Source organism: Pseudonocardia sp. ICBG601 (assembly GCF_020496245.1).
In genome coordinates, this window is sequence record NZ_JAHLJA010000002.1 from 463852 (window position 1) to 479977 (window position 16126).

General features: G+C 75.1%; 14 protein-coding genes. 8 read left to right on the forward strand and 6 right to left on the reverse strand.

All coding sequences use genetic code 11. From position 1 onward, the window contains the following. Nucleotides 1-38: 38 nt before the first annotated feature. Genes KPL57_RS02090 through KPL57_RS02105 form a run of 4 tightly spaced genes read left to right on the forward strand, consistent with a single transcriptional unit; the run spans nt 39 to nt 3554 of the window. Nucleotides 39-1319: an NAD(P)/FAD-dependent oxidoreductase gene (locus tag KPL57_RS02090; protein WP_226350193.1), complete on the forward strand. Its 1281-nt coding sequence runs from the start codon at nt 39-41 to the stop codon at nt 1317-1319. Beyond that, the gene (locus KPL57_RS02095) at nt 1316-1756 is read left to right on the forward strand and encodes a RidA family protein (RefSeq protein ID WP_226350194.1); all 441 of its coding nucleotides are present in this window, start codon (nt 1316-1318) and stop codon (nt 1754-1756) included. The genes KPL57_RS02090 and KPL57_RS02095 overlap by 4 nt, the downstream gene beginning before the upstream one ends. Further along, on the forward strand, nt 1753-2418 hold the full coding sequence (locus tag KPL57_RS02100) for a DUF1028 domain-containing protein (protein ID WP_226350195.1): 666 nt from the start codon (nt 1753-1755) through the stop codon (nt 2416-2418). Before KPL57_RS02095 ends, KPL57_RS02100 begins: the two co-directional genes overlap by 4 nt. Next, a complete protein-coding gene (locus tag KPL57_RS02105; RefSeq protein ID WP_226350196.1) occupies nt 2415-3554 on the forward strand; it encodes a M20 family metallopeptidase in 1140 nt (379 codons plus the stop codon). The genes KPL57_RS02100 and KPL57_RS02105 overlap by 4 nt, the downstream gene beginning before the upstream one ends. On the opposite strand, the gene KPL57_RS02110 is transcribed toward KPL57_RS02105, so the two are convergent. From KPL57_RS02110 to KPL57_RS02125, 4 genes are read right to left on the reverse strand one after another with little or no spacing between them, the layout of a single operon-like run. Continuing rightward, nucleotides 3551-4438, reverse strand: coding sequence for a carbohydrate ABC transporter permease (locus KPL57_RS02110; RefSeq protein WP_226350197.1), 888 nt, complete (start codon nt 4436-4438; stop codon nt 3551-3553). The two genes, KPL57_RS02105 and KPL57_RS02110, sit on opposite strands and share 4 nt — an antisense overlap. Beyond that, nucleotides 4435-5349: a carbohydrate ABC transporter permease gene (locus tag KPL57_RS02115; RefSeq protein WP_226350198.1), complete on the reverse strand. Its 915-nt coding sequence runs from the start codon at nt 5347-5349 to the stop codon at nt 4435-4437. The genes KPL57_RS02110 and KPL57_RS02115 overlap by 4 nt, the downstream gene beginning before the upstream one ends. Then, entirely contained in the window at nt 5346-6725 is a 1380-nt protein-coding gene (locus KPL57_RS02120; RefSeq protein WP_226350199.1) for an extracellular solute-binding protein, read from the reverse strand. Before KPL57_RS02120 ends, KPL57_RS02115 begins: the two co-directional genes overlap by 4 nt. 47 nt (nt 6726-6772) lie before the next feature. After that, nucleotides 6773-9802: a glycoside hydrolase family 38 C-terminal domain-containing protein gene (locus tag KPL57_RS02125; RefSeq protein ID WP_226350200.1), complete on the reverse strand. Its 3030-nt coding sequence runs from the start codon at nt 9800-9802 to the stop codon at nt 6773-6775. A gap of 157 nt (nt 9803-9959) precedes the next feature. Between KPL57_RS02125 and KPL57_RS02130 the strand changes: the two genes are divergently transcribed. After that, the gene (locus KPL57_RS02130; RefSeq protein ID WP_226350201.1) at nt 9960-10913 is read left to right on the forward strand and encodes an ABC transporter substrate-binding protein; all 954 of its coding nucleotides are present in this window, start codon (nt 9960-9962) and stop codon (nt 10911-10913) included. A 52-nt stretch (nt 10914-10965) separates the two neighbouring features. On the opposite strand, the gene KPL57_RS02135 is transcribed toward KPL57_RS02130, so the two are convergent. Both KPL57_RS02135 and KPL57_RS02140 read right to left on the reverse strand, forming a co-directional pair. After that, a complete protein-coding gene (locus tag KPL57_RS02135; protein ID WP_226350202.1) occupies nt 10966-12390 on the reverse strand; it encodes an MFS transporter in 1425 nt (474 codons plus the stop codon). Between the two features lie 129 nt (nt 12391-12519). Beyond that, nucleotides 12520-13617, reverse strand: coding sequence for a glucose dehydrogenase (locus KPL57_RS02140; RefSeq protein WP_226350203.1), 1098 nt, complete (start codon nt 13615-13617; stop codon nt 12520-12522). Between the two features lie 55 nt (nt 13618-13672). Here KPL57_RS02140 and KPL57_RS02145 point away from each other — a divergent pair, with 55 nt between their 5' ends. The 3 genes from KPL57_RS02145 to KPL57_RS02155 are packed head-to-tail and all read left to right on the forward strand — an operon-like array spanning nt 13673 to nt 16120. Beyond that, nucleotides 13673-14593 (forward strand): 2-hydroxyacid dehydrogenase, encoded by a 921-nt coding sequence (locus KPL57_RS02145; RefSeq protein ID WP_226350204.1) that lies wholly within the window; start codon nt 13673-13675, stop codon nt 14591-14593. Nucleotides 14594-14618: 25 nt separating this feature from the next. Then, a complete protein-coding gene (locus KPL57_RS02150; protein ID WP_226350205.1) occupies nt 14619-15221 on the forward strand; it encodes a DoxX family membrane protein in 603 nt (200 codons plus the stop codon). Then, the gene (locus KPL57_RS02155; RefSeq protein WP_226350206.1) at nt 15218-16120 is read left to right on the forward strand and encodes a phosphotransferase; all 903 of its coding nucleotides are present in this window, start codon (nt 15218-15220) and stop codon (nt 16118-16120) included. Before KPL57_RS02150 ends, KPL57_RS02155 begins: the two co-directional genes overlap by 4 nt. The last annotated feature ends 6 nt before the right edge of the window (nt 16121-16126 follow it).

Sequence of the window (16126 nt, forward strand, 5' to 3'; positions counted from 1 at the left end):
GCGGGCACAGCGGACGGAACCGTGGAACGGAGTACGGGATGGCCGACGTCGTGACCGAGGTACTGGTCGTCGGTGCGGGGCAGGCCGGGGTGGCCGCCAGCGAGCACCTGGGCGCCCGCGGGATCGACCACCTGGTGCTCGAACGCGACCGGATCGCCGAGAGCTGGCGCACCCGTCGCTGGGACTCGCTGGTGGCGAACGGCCCGGCGTGGCACGACCGGTTCCCCGGGCTGGAGTTCGACGGGGTGGCACCGGACGGGTTCGCGTCGAAGGACCAGGTGGCCGACTACTTCTCCGCCTACGTAGAGAAGATCGACGCCCCGGTCCGCTGCGGGGTCGAGGTGCTCGGTGTGCACCGGCACGAGGGGCGGCCCGGCTTCCGGGTGGAGACCTCCGCGGGCACCGTCGACGCGCAGCGGGTCGTGGCCGCGACCGGTCCGTTCCAGACGCCGGTCGTCCCGCCCGTCGTGCCCGCCGACGCCGGGGTGACCCAGATCCACTCCAGCGACTACCGGCGTCCCGGTCAGCTGCCCGACGGCGGCGTGCTGGTCGTGGGGGCGGGGTCGTCGGGCGTGCAGATCGCCGACGAGCTCCGGCGCTCCGGGCGCGCGGTGCACCTGTCGGTGGGCCCGCACGAGCGGCCCCCGCGCCGCTACCGCGGGCAGGACTTCTGCTGGTGGCTCGGCGTGCTGGACAAGTGGGACGCGGCGGCGCCGCCACAGGGGGCCGCGCACGTCACGATCGCGGTCAGCGGGGCCCGGGGCGGGCACACCGTCGACTTCCGTGAGCTGGCGGCCACCGGCATCACCCTGGTCGGGATGACCCGGTCCTTCGCCGACGGCCGGCTGCGGTTCGCCCCGGACCTGGCCGACACCGTCGCCGCGGGGGACGCCCACTACCTGGCGATGCTCGACGAGGCCGACGCCTACGTCGTGCGCAACGGGCTCGACCTGCCCGAGGAGCCCGCCGCCCGCGTCCTCGGGCCCGCCCCGGACTGCGTGACCGACCCGGTCACCGAGCTGGACCTCGCGCGGGCCGGGATCGCCTCGATCGTCTGGGCCACCGGCTACAGCTCCGACTACGGCTGGCTGCCCGCCGGCGCCCTCGACGACGACGGCCGCCCGCGGCACTCCCGCGGGATCTCCACCGAGCCCGGCATCTACTTCCTCGGCCTGCCCTGGCAGTCGCGGCGTGGGTCCAGCTTCATCTGGGGCGTGTGGCACGACGCCGCCCACGTCGCCGACCACATCGCGATCCAGCGCGGCTACCTCGCCCACCTCCCCGAGCCCACCGTCACCACGAGCGGAGCCCCCCGATGACCGCACAGCCGGCACAGCCGACCCACACCCGCATCCGGCCGTTCAACACCCGCGACACCTACCCGGAGCAGAACCTCGACAACGACCTGTGCCAGGCCGTCGTCGCCGGCAACACCGTCTACGTCCGCGGCCAGATCGGGCAGGACCTCGACACCAGCGAGTCCGTCGGCATCGGCGACGTCGCGGCGCAGGCCGAGCAGGCGATGGCGAACATCGACCAGCTCCTGCGCGAGGCGGGCAGCCGGATGGAGCACCTGGTCAAGCTGACGATCTACCTGGTCGACCCCCGCTACCGGGAGGCCGTCTACCGGACCGTCGGACGCTGGACGACGGGCGTCCACCCCATCTCGACCGGCGTCGTGGTGTCCGCGCTCGCCCGCCCGGAGTGGCTGTGCGAGATCGACGCCATCGCCGTGATCCCGGAGGACGGGCGGTGACCTTCTCGATCGCGGCCCGTCAGGACGGCCGGTTCGGCATGGCCGTCAGCTCCTCCAGCCCGGCGGTCGCCGCGCGCTGCCTGCACCTGCGGCCGGGGGTCGGCGTCGCCGCGTCGCAGAACGTCACCGACCCGCGGCTCGGCGGGCGCCTGCTGGACCGGCTGGCCGCCCACGACGACGCCGTCCGGGCGGTGCGTGAGGTCGGCGCCGACGCCGTCGACCCGGAGTACCGCCAGCTCACCGCGCTGGGCCGGACCGGCCCGCCCGCCTGGTTCAGCGGGGAGCGGACGCTGGGCACGCACGGCGCCGCCGCCGGTGCGGACGCGGTGGCCGCGGGCAACATGCTGGCCGACGCCGGGCTGCCCGCGGTCCTGGTCGACGCCTTCGAGGCCGCGACCGGCGAGCTCGAGGAGCGGCTGCTCGCCGCCCTGCGCGCCGGGCTCGACGCCGGTGGGGAGGAGGGCCCGGTGCACTCGGCCGGGCTGGCCGTCGTCGCCGACGTCGAGTGGCGGGTGACCGACCTCCGGGTCGACTGGGCCGAGGACCCGGTCGACCGGCTGGCCGAGGCGGTGGAGGTCTGGCTGCCGCAGCGCGACGACTACGTCCGCCGCGGGCTGGCCCCGGCGACCGCGCCGTCCTACGGCGTCCCGGGCGACCGGTGACCGGGGCGAAGGCGGCCGCCCGGGCCGCCGTCGACCGGGCGGCGGACGGGCTGGTCGCGCTGTCGGCCGAGCTGCACGCCCATCCCGAGACGGCCTGGGAGGAGCACCGGGCCGCGACCGTGGTGCCGGAGCTGCTGGACCGCCGCGGGTTCGCGGTGACGCCGTCGTTCCTGGGGCTGGAGACCGCGTTCCACGCCCGGTACGGGTCCGGACCGCTGCGGATCGCGTTGTGCGCCGAGTACGACGCCCTGCCCGGGCTCGGGCACGCCTGCGGGCACAACCTGATCGCCGCCTCGTCGGTCGGGGCCGCGCTGGGCCTGGCCGAGGTCGCCGACGAGCTGGGGCTGACCGTCGAGGTCTACGGCACCCCGGCCGAGGAGGGCGGCGGCGGCAAGATCGAGATGCTGGACCGCGGCGCGTTCCGCGACGTCGACCTGGCGATGATGGTGCACCCCGGCCCGGTCGACGTCGCCGAGGCGCGTCCGTTCGCCGTCAGCCACTCCCGGGTCTCCTACCGGGGCCGGGCCGCGCACGCGGCGGCCTACCCCGAGGAGGGGGTCAACGCCGCGGACGCGTTCACCGTCGCCCAGGTCGCGATCGGGCTGCTGCGACAGCAGCTCCCGCACAGCGCGCGGGTGCACGGCATCGTCACCGCCGCGGGGACGGCGCCCAACGCGATCCCCGAGGACTCGTCGGGACGCTGGTACGTGCGCGCGGAGACCCTCGCCGAGCTGGCCGAGATCGAGCCGAGGGTGCGACGCTGCTTCGAGGCCGGTGCCCTGGCCACCGGGTGCACGCTGGAGATCGAGCCGGAGAGCAGGCCCTACGCCGAGTTCCGCGCCGATCCCACCGCCCTGGCGCACTACCGCGTCAACGCCGTCGAGCTGGGGCGGGAGTTCGCCCCCGACGGCCCGGCGGGCCGGATGAACCGGGCGTCGACCGACATGGGCAACGTGTCCCAGGTCGTGCCGGCCATCCACCCCTACATCGGGATCGGGTCGCTGCCCGCCACGAACCATCAGCGCGAGTTCGCGGCGCACTGCGCGGGTCCCGACGCGGAACGGGCGCTGCTCGACGGCGCGGTCGCGCTGGCCTGGACCGGCGTCGACCGTGCCGGGCGGCGCGACACCGCCTAGCCCTTCAGCCCGCCCGCCGCCGCGAACCCGGACCCGAGCCGGCGTCCCAGCACGAGGTAGAGCACCACCACCGGGGCCGAGTAGAGGATCGAGAAGGCGGCGAGCTGGCCGTAGGCGACCTGGCCGTACTGCGAGGAGAAGGTGAACAGGCTGACCGCGGCGGGCAGCTTGTCCGGCGAGAGCAGCAGCATGAACGGGACGAAGAAGTTCCCCCACGTCTGGACCAGCGTGAAGATCGCGACGACGGCGACGCCCGGGCGCATCATCGGCAGCACGACCTCCCACAGCGTGCGCAGCATGGTGGCGCCGTCGACCCAGGCGGCCTCCTCGATCTCGACCGGAACGCCGTCCATGAAGCCCTTGGTCAGGAAGATCGCGTACGGCAGCGCCGACGTGGCCAGGAACAGCACCGCCGCCGGCATCGAGTCGATGAGGTTGACCTGCACGAACAGCGCGTAGACCGGGATCATGATCGCGGTGATCGGCAGCCCGGTGGCGAAGACGATCGTCAGCAGGAACGGTCGGCTCGCCCGGCTGCGGTAGCGCGAGAGCGGGTAGGCGGCGAGCACCGCGCAGACCACGGTGACCAGCGTGGCGCCGCCGCAGAGCACGACCGAGTTCCACATCGGGCGGAACGTCGTCTCGGTGTCGAGCACGGCGGCGTAGTTGTCCAGGGTCGGTTCCGCGGGCCACGCCACGGCGAGCGAGGCCTCCGCGTCGAACGACGCGAGGACCACCCAGGCCAGCGGGATGCAGAAGAACACCGCGACCGCCACCAGGACGAGGTCGGCGGGGCGGGGTCCGCGCCGGCGCCGTGCGGCGTCCGGCGCGGGGGACGGGACGGCCGGGTCGACCGGCGGTGGACGGTGCGCGGTGGCGGTCATGCGTCCTCCTTGGCGAGCAGGCGCAGGTAGGCGATCGAGGCGATCCCGCCGAGCAGCAGCAGGAGCAGGGCCACCGCGGTGCCGTAACCGAGCTGCCCGTAGGAGAAGGCCTGCTCGTACATGTGCAGCGGCAGCGTCTGGCTGGAGGTGCCGGGGCCGCCGCCGGTCATGACGTAGATGAGGCCGAACACCGACAGCGTCTGCAGCGTGATCAGCATCAGGTTCGTCGCCACGGCGCGGCGGATCAGCGGCAGGGTCAGGGAGAAGAAGCGCTGCACCGGGCGGGCGCCGTCGATCATCGCCGCCTCCTCGACCTCGCGCGGGATCTCGGCGAGTGCGGCGGTGTAGACGAGCATGGTGAACGCCGTCCCGCGCCAGATGTTGGCGAAGGACACCGCGACGATCGGCAACGCGACGAGCAGCTCCTGCTCGGGCAGCCCGACCAGCCCGAGCAGGGCGTTCAACGAGCCGTCCCCGGCGAGGAAGGTGTACCAGAGGTAACCGACGACGACCTCGGGCAGGATCCACGCCCCGACCACGACCGCCCCGGTCACCGCGCTCACCGGCTTCGACGCGTTGCGCATCAGCAGGGCCAGCGCCAGCCCGAGCAGGTTCTGCCCGATGATCGCCGACACCACGGTGAAGACCAGGGTGAGACCGGCGGAGTTCCAGAACTCCGCCGAGGTGAGCGCGTCGGTGAAGTTGCCGAGCCCGACGAACGACGTGGTGTCCGCACCGTCCCCGCGCAGCGCCCGGTTGGTGAAGGCCAGGTAGACGCTGTAGAGCACCGGCCCGGCGAGGAACAGCACCAGCAGGACGACGGCCGGCACGATCGGCCCGCCCCGCAGCAGGGTGCGGCGCAGCGGCGCGGGTCCGCGGTCGGTGGCCTGCCGCCCGGCGAGGGCGGTCATGCGCGCACCTCCGGCGCGGTCTGCTCGACGCCGACGATGTCGACCAGCGCGGCGTCGTAGGCGTCGGCCGCCGCGTCGGGGCCCAGCCGCCCGGTCATGACGTCCTCGGTCGCCGCCTGGATCGCCGAGGAGATCTGCGGGTACGGCGCCGTCGCGGGCCGGTAGTCGGCGTAGGGGACGAGGTCGGTGAAGAAGGGGGAGGCGGGGGAGTAGCCGTCGTACCCGGGGTGCTCCATGACGTCGCTGCGGTTGGCCAGCTTGGCCTCGGCGACGGTCCACCGCAGGGCGTTCCCGGTGGACATCAGCGTCTCCAGCAGCCCCCAGGCCAGGTCCGGATCGGGGGCCAGGCGCGGCAGCGACCACGCCCAGCCACCGGACAGGGTCACGAACCCCCGGCCCTGCCCGCGCCGGGTGGGCATCCGGGCCAGGTCCATCGTCCGCGACCACTCCGGCCAGGCCCCGGACGCGCCCGGGTCCCAGTTCTGGGCGATCCAGTTGCCGTCGACGACCATGCCGACCCTCCCCTCCGGCATCCACGACGTGTAGACGGTCTCGGTGAGGTTCGGGTCGAGAGCGGCCTGCAGCGGCGGGCCGAGGCCCTCGCCGAAGACGGTGTGCAGGAACCCCAGCGACTCCCGCATCCCGGCGGCGCCGGTCGTCCAGCGCCGGGTGGCCTCGTCGTAGAGGACCGAGTCGGTGCCGTTGAACAGCATCTGCAGGCCCTGCATGCTGGCCTTCTCGCCCTGCGCCTTGCCGGAGTAGAGGACGAGGGGGACGACGTCGGGGACCCGGTCGCGGATCGCCCGCGCCGCGGTGAGCAGGTCGTCCCAGGTCCGGGGCCGGAAGGGCGCGGCGATCCCGGCGGCGGCCAGGACGCCGCGGTGGTACCAGATCCCACGGGTGTCGGTCGGTCCCGGGATGCCGTAGACCTTCCCGTCCTCGCCGGTGACGGCGTCCTTCGCGACGTCGACGTAGGTGTCCCACAGGGGCCAGCGGGAGACGTAGTCGTCCAGCGGTCGCAGGTAGCCGGCGGCGATGTCGGCCTTGAGGATGAAGGTGTCCTCGTAGGCGATGTCCGGTGTGGTCCGGGCCGAGGCCATCATCAGCTCGTTCTTGGTGAAGAAGTCGTTCTCCGCCGCGACCAGCGGGACCACCTCCACCGAGGTACCGGGGCGGGCCGCCATGAACTCCGCGGCCGCGCCCTCGATGTAGTCCCCGACGGCCCGGGCCGAGCCCCACTGCTGGTAGGTCACCCGCAGGTGTCCCGGAGCCCGGGCGTCGGCGCCGCACGCGCCGAGCGCCGGGGCGGCGAGCAGGGCGCCGCCCGCCGCGAGGAGCGCGCGCCGGGAGAACCCGCGGGCAGGGGGAGGGGTCATCGGGCGGACCGTCCTTTCGCGTCGTTGCGAGGGCGGGGCGGGAGGGGTCAGGCGCGGGTCAGACGCACCGTGGCGATCTGGAACGCGCGCAGCTCCAGCCGGAGGTCCCCGCCCAGTGCGCGCGGGGTGTCGAGCGTGCGTTCGAGCAGGTCGGTCTCGACCGCGCCGGTGCAGTCGAAGCCGGGGCGCAGCACCGCGCGGGCCCGGCCGCCGTGCGCCTCGTAGAGCCGCACGACCACGTCGCCGGAGCCGTCGTCGGCGAGCTTGACCGCCTCGACGACGACGGCGCCGGTGCCGCCGTCGTCGACGGTCACCAGCGGCTCGACCGGGCCGGACCCGGTGATCTCCCGGGTGCCCAGCGCCACCCGGTAGCCCTCGCGGACGGCGTCGGGGATCTCCGTGCCGGGGGTGAGCGTGCACCGCAGGACGTGCTCGCCGGAGTCCGCGTGCGGGTCCGGGAACTGCGGGGCCCGCAGCAGCGACAGCCGCAGCAGCGTGGTCGTCCCGGCGGCGGTGCCGTCCGGCCCGGGCCGGGTGTCGCGGGTGATGTCGTGGCCGTAGGTGGCCTCGTTCGCGACGGTGACGCCGTAGCCGGGCTCGCCGACGTGCACGAACCGGTGCGCGCAGGTCTCGAACCGGGCCGCGTCCCACGAGGTGTTGGTGTGCAGCGGCCGGTGCAGGTGCCCGAACTGGATCTCCGAGGTGGCGCGCTCGGCGTGCACGTCGAGCGGGAACGCGAGCTTGAGCAGCTTCTGGCGCTCCTGCCAGTCCGCGTGCACCCGCACCTCCAGGGCGCGACCGCCGGGGGCGAGGGTCCAGTCGATGGTGACCGTGCTGTCCCCGGCCACGACGACGGTGCGCACCCCGCCCGGGACCGGCTCGGCCGACGAGGCCTGCGGCAGCCCGGTCTCGACGCGGCGGTAGTGCCGGTCGACGTCCCAGGCGTCCCACTCGTTGGGGATGTCCTGGAACAGCTGCAGGCCCGCGGTCGCGCCGGGGGCGAGGACCGCCCGGCCGGCGTCGAGGTCGTCGAGGGCGTGCACCCGGCCGTCGTCGCCGACCAGCACCGACAGCCGTCCGTTGCCGATGCGGTGGCCGCCGTCGACCCGCTCGACGGTCACCTCCGGGCCGTCCGGCGCCGCGGCCGGGCCGATGCCCAGCGCGGGTGCGCCGTGCAGCGGATAGGGGCCCGCGTTGGCCCGCAGCACGACGTCGCCGTCCCCGGCCAGTGCGGCCAGCGCGCCGTCGACGATCGTCTCCAGCTCGGCGGTGACCGCGGCGTGGTCGCGTTCGGCGTCGTGGTGGACCCAGGCGATGGAGCTGCCCGGCAGGATGTCGTGGAACTGCAGCAGCAGGACCTTCTGCCACAGCCGGCGCAGGTCCTCGGCCGGGTAGGGGGCGCCGGTGCGGACCGTGGCGGTGGCGGCCCACAGCTCCGCCTCGCGGAGCAGGTGCTCGTTGCGCCGGTTGCCCTGCTTGGTGCGGGCCTGCGAGGTGTAGGTGCCGCGGTGGTACTCCAGGTACAGCTCGCCGGACCACACCGGCGGGTCCGGGTAGTCCGCCTCGGCCTCGGTGAAGAACTCCTCCGAGGTGCCGATCCGCACCCGCGGCGCGCCCTCCAGATCGGCCTGGCGGCGGGCCAGGGCGAGCATCTCCCGGGTGGGGCCGCCGCCGCCGTCGCCGTGGCCGAAGGGCACCAGGGAGACGCCGGCGCGGCCCTTCTCCCGGTACTGGCGCTGGGCGCGGTCGAGCTCGTCGGCGGTGAGCTCGGAGTTGTAGGTGTCGACCGGCGGGAAGTGGGTGAACACCCGGCTGCCGTCGAGGCCCTCCCACAGGAACGTGTGGTGCGGCATCCGGTTGGTGTCGTTCCAGGAGATCTTCTGGGTGAGGAACCAGCGCGACCCGGCCGCGCGGACCAGCTGCGGCAGCGCGGCGGTGTAGCCGAACGAGTCCGGCAGCCACACCTCGAGCGGCTCGACGCCGAACTCGTCGAGGAAGAACCGCTTGCCCTCGACCAGCTGGCGGGCCAGGGCCTCGCCACCGGGCATGTTGGTGTCCGACTCCACCCACATGCCGCCGACCGGCACGAACGTCCCGGCGGCGACGGCGTCGCGCAGCCGGGCGTACAGCTCGGGGTAGGTGTCGCGGACCCACCGGTACTGCTGTGCCGAGGAGCAGGAGAACCGCAGCCCCGGGTCGGCCTCGGCGAGGGTCAGCACGTTGGAGAAGGTGCGCGCGCACTTGCGGACGGTCTCGCGCGTCGGCCAGAGCCACGCCGAGTCGATGTGCGCGTGCCCGGTCGCGACGACGCGGTGCGCGCTGGCGTGCGCGGGTGCGGCGAGGGCCGGGGCGAGCCGCTCGCGGGCCGGCCCCGCGGTCGTCGGGAGGTCGCGCGGGTCGATCACGTCCAGGGCGTCCTCGACGGCGGACACGATCAGCGCGTGCCGCGCGGTGTCCGGGTCGAGCCGGTCCAGCCAGCCCTGCAGCACGGTCAGGTCCTGGTCGAGCTCCCAGACGGTCTCGTCCAGCAGCGCCACGTCGACCCGGCGCAGCGTGTAGAGCGGGTCGGAGCCCGCGGTCGCCGGGTCGCCGAGCGGGGTCGGGACGAACCAGCCGTGCTCGGAGATGTGCGGGTTCGCGGCGGCCTCGACGAACAGGTCGACGGTGTCACCGGTGACGGGCACCCAGGCGTTGCGCGGCTCGATGCCCTTGACGATGCGACCGTCCGGGCTCCAGACGGTGCCCTCGGCCTGGAAGCCCGGGTTCTCGGTGCCGAACCCCAGGTCGACGACGGCCTCCACGCGCGTCCCCGGTACGTCCCGCCAGTCCGCGGGCACGGCGCCGGTGGCGCGGAACCACACGGTGCTCCACGGACGCCCCCACGCCGAGAGGTGACCGCGGCCCACCGGGAACGGGGCGTAGGCCTGCCCGGCGGCCTCGGCGAACCCGACGGGCTCGCCCGGGACCTCCCAGGCGGCGACCTCCAGCGGCCGGGCGTCCCGGTACCGGGACCGCTCCAGGTGCTCGGAGCGGAAGCGACGCAGGCGGTCGACGACGAAACGGGTCCGGTCGTGCACGAACTCTCCAGCCGGTGGGCGACGGTGCCGCAGTTAGTAAAAACGATGGAAGAAATGGCCACAAGAGTCCGGTCGACGCGTGGTGCGCGACAGGCGACCGCGAAGTGAGGTGAGGCTAAGTTCACCGGGAGAGTCCGTATCGTCCCCCGGAGGACCCGTGTCCACAGCCCTGCTCGAGCGTCCCGTCGTCGAGATCGCCACCCGCCGCCAGCTCCTCGCCGCGGTCGGCACGGCGGGCCTGCTCGCCGCGTGCGGCCGCCCCGCGGCGACCGTCGGCGCCCCCGCCGGGCGCACCCGCAGCGTCACGACCGCGCTGGGCACCTACGACGTGCCCGTCGCCCCGGTCTCGGTGCTCGCCGTCGACTCGCGGGTCGACCTGGAGACCGCCGTCGCGCTCGGCCTGCCGGTGTCGGCGACCAGCCTGCGTCCCCCGGCCGCGTGGGTCCCGGCCCCGCCCGGGCTGCCGGTCCTCAAGGGTCCGATCGTCGACGAGGAGGTCCTCGCGCTGGGCCCGGACCTGATCGTCTGCTCGGCGGAGGACGACGGCGAGTACTGGCCGACCGCCCGGCTGCAGCGGATCGCGCCGGTCGTCCCGACCTCGTTCGACGTGCCGTGGCGCGCCGACCTGACTGCGATCGCCACCCAGCTCGACCGGCGCGACGCGCTGGACCGGGTGCTGGCCGAGTACGACGCGGTCGCCGCCGGGGTCCGCGAGCGCCACCGTGCCGCGCTGGCGACGAGGCGCGTCGTCATCGCCCAGTGGCGGCCGGAGGCGGGCACGTTCGTGGTGAACACGGCGGGCCGGCTGCAGCAGCAGGTGCTCACCGACCTGGGCGGGTCGCTGTTCGGCTCCGAGCGGGCCTACGCGGCCGACCAGGAGGTGCCGCTGGAGACGATGAGCGAGTTCCGCGACGCCGACGGCTTCTACCTGCAGAACACCGGCACCGAGCGGTCGCTGGCGACCATGGCCGACGTCCCGGTGTGGCGGGAGCTGCCCGCGGTGCGGGCGGGCCGGGTCGTCGAGACCGCGGGCAACGTCAACTACGGCAGCGTCTACAGCGCCATGCAGGTCGCCCGCGACCTCGACGCGCTGTTCGCCCTGCTCGGCTGAGCGGCTCCCCCGGCGCCGGACCCGTGTGGTCCGGCACCGGAATCGCTCGCCCTCAGGGGCGGGACGCCGTCGCGCCGGAGCCGTCGGTGGCGTCGGTGGCGTCCTCGCGGAACTCCAGCGGCGCGGCACCCGGCAGCGGCTTCCCGGCGGGCTCGACGAGGAACCACACGCTGACCAGCCCGACCAGTCCGGCGCCGATCAGGTAGTAGCCCGGCCAGTCCAGGTTCCCGGTGGCGGTCACCGCGGCCTCGATCACCGCGGGCGCCGTCCCGGCGAACAGTGACACCGCCAGGTTGAACGTCAGCCCGAGACCGGCATAGCGGACCAGGGTGGGGAACTGGGCGGGCAGCGTCGACGGGCAGACGCCCGCGAAGCAGACCAGGATCGCGGCCAGCAGGACCAGGCCGGTGGCCTGCCCGGCGAGCCCGAGCTGCAGCAGCCACACGATCGGCAGGCCGAGCACGACCAGCCCGATGCTCCCGGCCGCCAGCAGCGGGCGCCGTCCGATCCGGTCGCTCCAGTGCCCGACGACGACCACCGCGGCCAGCGCGAGCACGGTGACCCCGACCTGCAGCAGGGTCGCGACCTCCCGGCTGGTGCCCGCCGCGCCGGAGCGGGGCAGGGTGCCGGTGAGGTAGGTCGGCACGTACGCGGTCAGTACGTAGTTGGTGACGTTCCAGGCGATCACCAGGCCGGCGGTGACCAGCGCCGCGGAGCGGTAGCGCTTCACCAGGATCCCGAACGCGCGGCCGTGGGTCATCGTGACCAGCGCGGGGGAGCGCTCCATGAGCTGGCGGAACGCGGGCGTGTCCTCCAGGCGCAGCCGCAGGTAGACCCCGGCGATGCCGAGCGGGAGCGCCAGCAGGAACGGGATCCGCCAGCCCCAGGCGAGCAGGTCGTCGTCGGGCATCAGGGTCACCAGCGCCGCGGTGACACCGGCACCGAGCGAGTAGCCGACGATCGTGCCGAACTCCAGCCAGCTGCCGAAGAAGCCGCGCCGCCGGTCGGGGGCGTACTCGGCGACCAGCGTGAGTGCGCCGGTGTACTCGCCGCCCGCGGAGAAGCCCTGCAGCATCCGGATGAGCACGACCAGGACCGGCGCCGCGACGCCGATCGTGCCGTGCGACGGCACGAGCCCGAGCAGCACCGTCGCGACGGTCATCAGCAGCACCGTGGCGGCCAGCACCCGCGGTCTGCCCACCCGGTCGCCGAGGTGGCCGAACACGAACCCGCCGAACGGGCGGGCGACGAACGCCGCCGCGAACGCGGCGAGGGTCAGCACCAGCGACCACCGGCCCGCGTCCGGGAAGAGCACCCGGTTCAGCACCACCGCGGCCAGGTAGGAGTAGATCCCGAAGTCGTACCACTCGGCGACGTTGCCCACCGACGCCGCGGTGGCGGCCCGGCGGACGGTGGCCTCGTCCTCGACCGCGGTGTCGAGGATCCGGCGACGGCTCCTGCGCGGCTTCTCGATCATGTGGCCCCTTCGCCGTCCGAGCGCGTGCCGGGACGTCCCGGCCTGCGGTGCGGCGCCTGTTCTAACATTGATATATTAGACCGCGCAACAGTGGGCGACAGGTGGACGCAGGATCGGTACCGGGCGGTGTCAGATGGCGCTGGCGCCGCCGCCGGTCGGCGGCTGGATGCGCACGACCCGGTCGTCGGTGGCGCCGGGGGAGCCGCCGTCGCGGTTGACCGTCCCCAGCCACAGCAGGCCGTCCGGGGCGAGGGTGACCGGGCCGATCCGGCCGTAGGTGCCCTCCAGGACCGGCTTCGGGTCGCCGGTGAAGGTGCCCTCGGCGCCCGGGTTGAGCACGAACAGCGCCTTGCCGGTGCTCTGTGCGACGACGACCGCGCCCGGCAGCACCGTGCACCCGGCGACGCCCGGGCGGTCCGGCCAGGTCCAGGCGGGCGCGCCGAGCGTGCCCGGCGTGACGCGGTGCAGGACGTCGCGCCCCGCGGTGCGGTCGGTGACCCAGGTGGTCCGCGCCGCGGGGTCGACGCACACCCCGCCCGGGGCGGTGAGCCCGCGGGCCAGGACCGGCGAGGCGCGGTCGGGGTTGCCCGGGGCCGGACGGCCCAGGGTGTCGATCCGCAGCACCGCACCGGCGAGCGGGCCCGCCCCGGCCGGCGTGGCGACGACCAGCGAGGAGCCGTCGGCGTCGACGGCCAGCGCCCCGCCCGGCGGCAGCCCCTCCAGCACCGGCTTCGGCGCCTCACCGGGCGCGATCCGCCAGACCCGTCCCTCGGACAGGGCGTAGAGCAGGCGGTCCTCGGCGTAGCCGGGGGACAGGACCAGCCCGGTCAGCCCGCCCGCCGGGTCGACCGGCACGGTCGCGACCGGCTGCGGGGTGGCGTTGCGGCGGACCTCCAGCACCCGCCCGGTCCGCCGCTCGGCGACGAGTGCGCGGTCGCCCTGCGGGAGCACCGCCACCGCCCCGACCGGCCCCAGGCAGGCCGCGACGACCTGCGGGTCCGGGTCGACGCACGGCTGCGGTGCCGGCGCGGCCCCCTGCTGCTGCGGCGACGGGGCCTGGCTCGACGGCGGTGCCTGCTCCTCCGGGGCCACCCGGGGCGGCCCGCCGAGCTCGCCCTCGCCCTCGGCCTGCGGGCGCCAGTCGCGGGAGCCCGCGTCGGGGAAGGTGGCGCAGCCGCTCAGCAGCACGACGAGCGTCGCGACGATCAGCAGCAGCCGGGCGGTCACGAGGAACCAGGCTAGGCCCCGCGAGGTGAGTGCCCGGTGAGTACGGTCGGGCGTCATGAGCAGCCCCGTGACCGTCCTGGTGCCGCACACCGTCGGAGCCGAGATCCTGTCCGGTGTGGACGGCCTGGATCCGGTCGTCTACGACCCGGAGAAGCCGCTGCCCGACGAGGCCGCCCACGCCCGCGTGCTGGTCGCGCCGTTCCTGGCGGGCTCCGACGCGGTCGGGATCATCGAGCAGGTCCCGAACCTGGAGCTGGTGCAGCTGCTCACCGCGGGCGCCGAGACGTGGATCGGGCGGCTGCCCGAGGGCGTCGGCCTCTCCGACGGGCGCGGCGCGCACGGCGGGGCCACCGCCGAGTGGGTGGTGTCGGTGCTGCTGGCCGTCTACCGGCACCTGGACCGATTCGTGCGTGCCCAGGACCGCGGCGAGTGGGACCACCACCAGACCGAGGAGCTGGCCGGCAAGAAGATCCTCATCGTCGGCGCGGGCGACGTCGGGCAGAAGACCCGGGCCCGTCTGGAGCCCTTCGAGGTGGAGACCGCGCTGGTCGGGCGCACCGCCCGCGACGGCGTCCACGGCTGGGACGAGCTGCCCGCGCTGCTGCCGCACTACGACGCGACCGTGCTGATCGTCCCGCTCACCGACGAGACCCGCGGCATGGTCGACGCCGGCTTCCTGGCCGCCATGCCCGACGGGTCGCTGCTCGTCAACGGCGCGCGCGGGCCGGTGGTGGACACCGACGCGCTGGTCGCGGAGCTGACCTCGGGGCGGATCCGGGCCGCCGTCGACGTCACCGACCCCGAGCCGCTCCCCGCGGGCCACCCGCTGTGGTCGGCGCCCGGACTGCTGCTCACCCCGCACGTCGGCGGCAGCGTGCCGCTGGCGATGCGCCGCGCCTACGGCGTCGCGGCCGAGCAGCTCGCGGCGTTCGCCGCCGGTGACGCGCCGCCGAACCTCGTGACCGGCGCCTACTAGGCGCGCGCCGGTACTGTCGCCGACCATGAGCGGGCCCACGCAGCAGTACGACTGGGGCAACATCTCCGGCGACGAACCGGCGGAGAAGACCCGCCCGGAGCGCATGCCGGTCCCCGCCCACCTCTCCTCCGACATCGGGCTGCTCGTGCTGCGGCTGGTCGTCGGGGCGTCCTTCGCCGCGGCGGGGGCACGCAAGCTGTTCGGCGTCGCGGGCGGGATCGGCCTCGACGCCAGCGCGACCGCGCTCGCCGACGCCGGGTTCACGTCCTTCGCCGGCCCGCTGGCCTGGGTGCTCGCGGTCGGTCAGCTGGTCCTCGGCGTGCTGCTCGTGCTGGGGCTGCTGACGCCCTTCGCCGCGGCGGGCCTGCTCGCGACGAAGGTCGTCGCCGTGGTGGTGGCGCTGGTGCCGGCCCTGTCGGTGCCGCTGTTCGCCTCGGACGGCGCGAACTCCCTGGAGCTGGACCTGCTGCTCGGCGCCGGGGCCGCGGCGCTGGTGTTCGCCGGGGCCGGGCGGATCGCCCTCGACGCCGGGCGCACCTACCAGCGACGCCCGCTGCCGTGGTCGGTGCTGTCGCTGCTGGTCGCGGTCGCGGTGTCGCTGCTGGTCCTGTTCGTGCTGCGCCGGTGACCCCTGCCGACGACGCGTGGCTGCGCCCGCTCGCCCGGCGCCGCCGTCGCGACCTCGCGGTGCGGGCCCGGACCCCGCTGACCGGCGGGTACGCCTCCGGCGGGGCCGAGCGGATCGACCTCGACGACGGCACCGCGGTCGTCCTCAAGCACACCGGGGCGGTGGAGACGGCCGCGCTGCGCGCCGTCGCGGTGGTGAACGGGTCCGTCCGGCTGCCGCGGATGCTCGGCTCCGGCGACGGCTGGGTGCTGCTCGACCACGAGCCCGGCGCGCCGCTGCCGGCCGGGGCCCCGGTACCCGACGAGGTGTGGCGCACCCTCGCGCTGGTCCACGCGCACTGGCGGCGCAACCGGCCGCGCGGCGTCCCCGTCGTCGACGACGCCTGGTGGGCGCGGCTGTGCGGGCACGCCGCGGACCGGCTGACGGCGGCCGGGCACGACGCCGCGGCCGCGTCCGTCGTGGCCTGGGCCGGGGACGACCGCGCCCGCACCGCGCTGCGCGCCCTGCCCCGCACCCTGTGCCACGGCGACGCCCACCGCGGCAACGTCGTCGCCGGTCCGGCCGGTGCGGTGCTGCTGGACTGGGGCAATGCCCGCGTCGCGGTGGGGTCGCTCGACGTCGTGGTGCTGGCCGCGCCCCCGTCCGACGGCCCGGCCGACGCGCCGTCGTCGCCGGTGCCCGCGGTCTACCGGGACACCCTGCACACCGCGCTCGGCGCGCCGGACCCGCCCGCCATGGTCGCGGTGGAGACGGCGTGGGCGCGGGCGGCGGCGCACGTGCAGTTCCTGCCGTTCGCCGCCGACCACCAGGACCCCGACCGGGTCACCTCGATGGTCCGGGTCGCCGCCGCGGCCCTCGACGAGCTGGGCGACCTGCTCGCCACCGCCCGCCGCGGCTGATCCCGG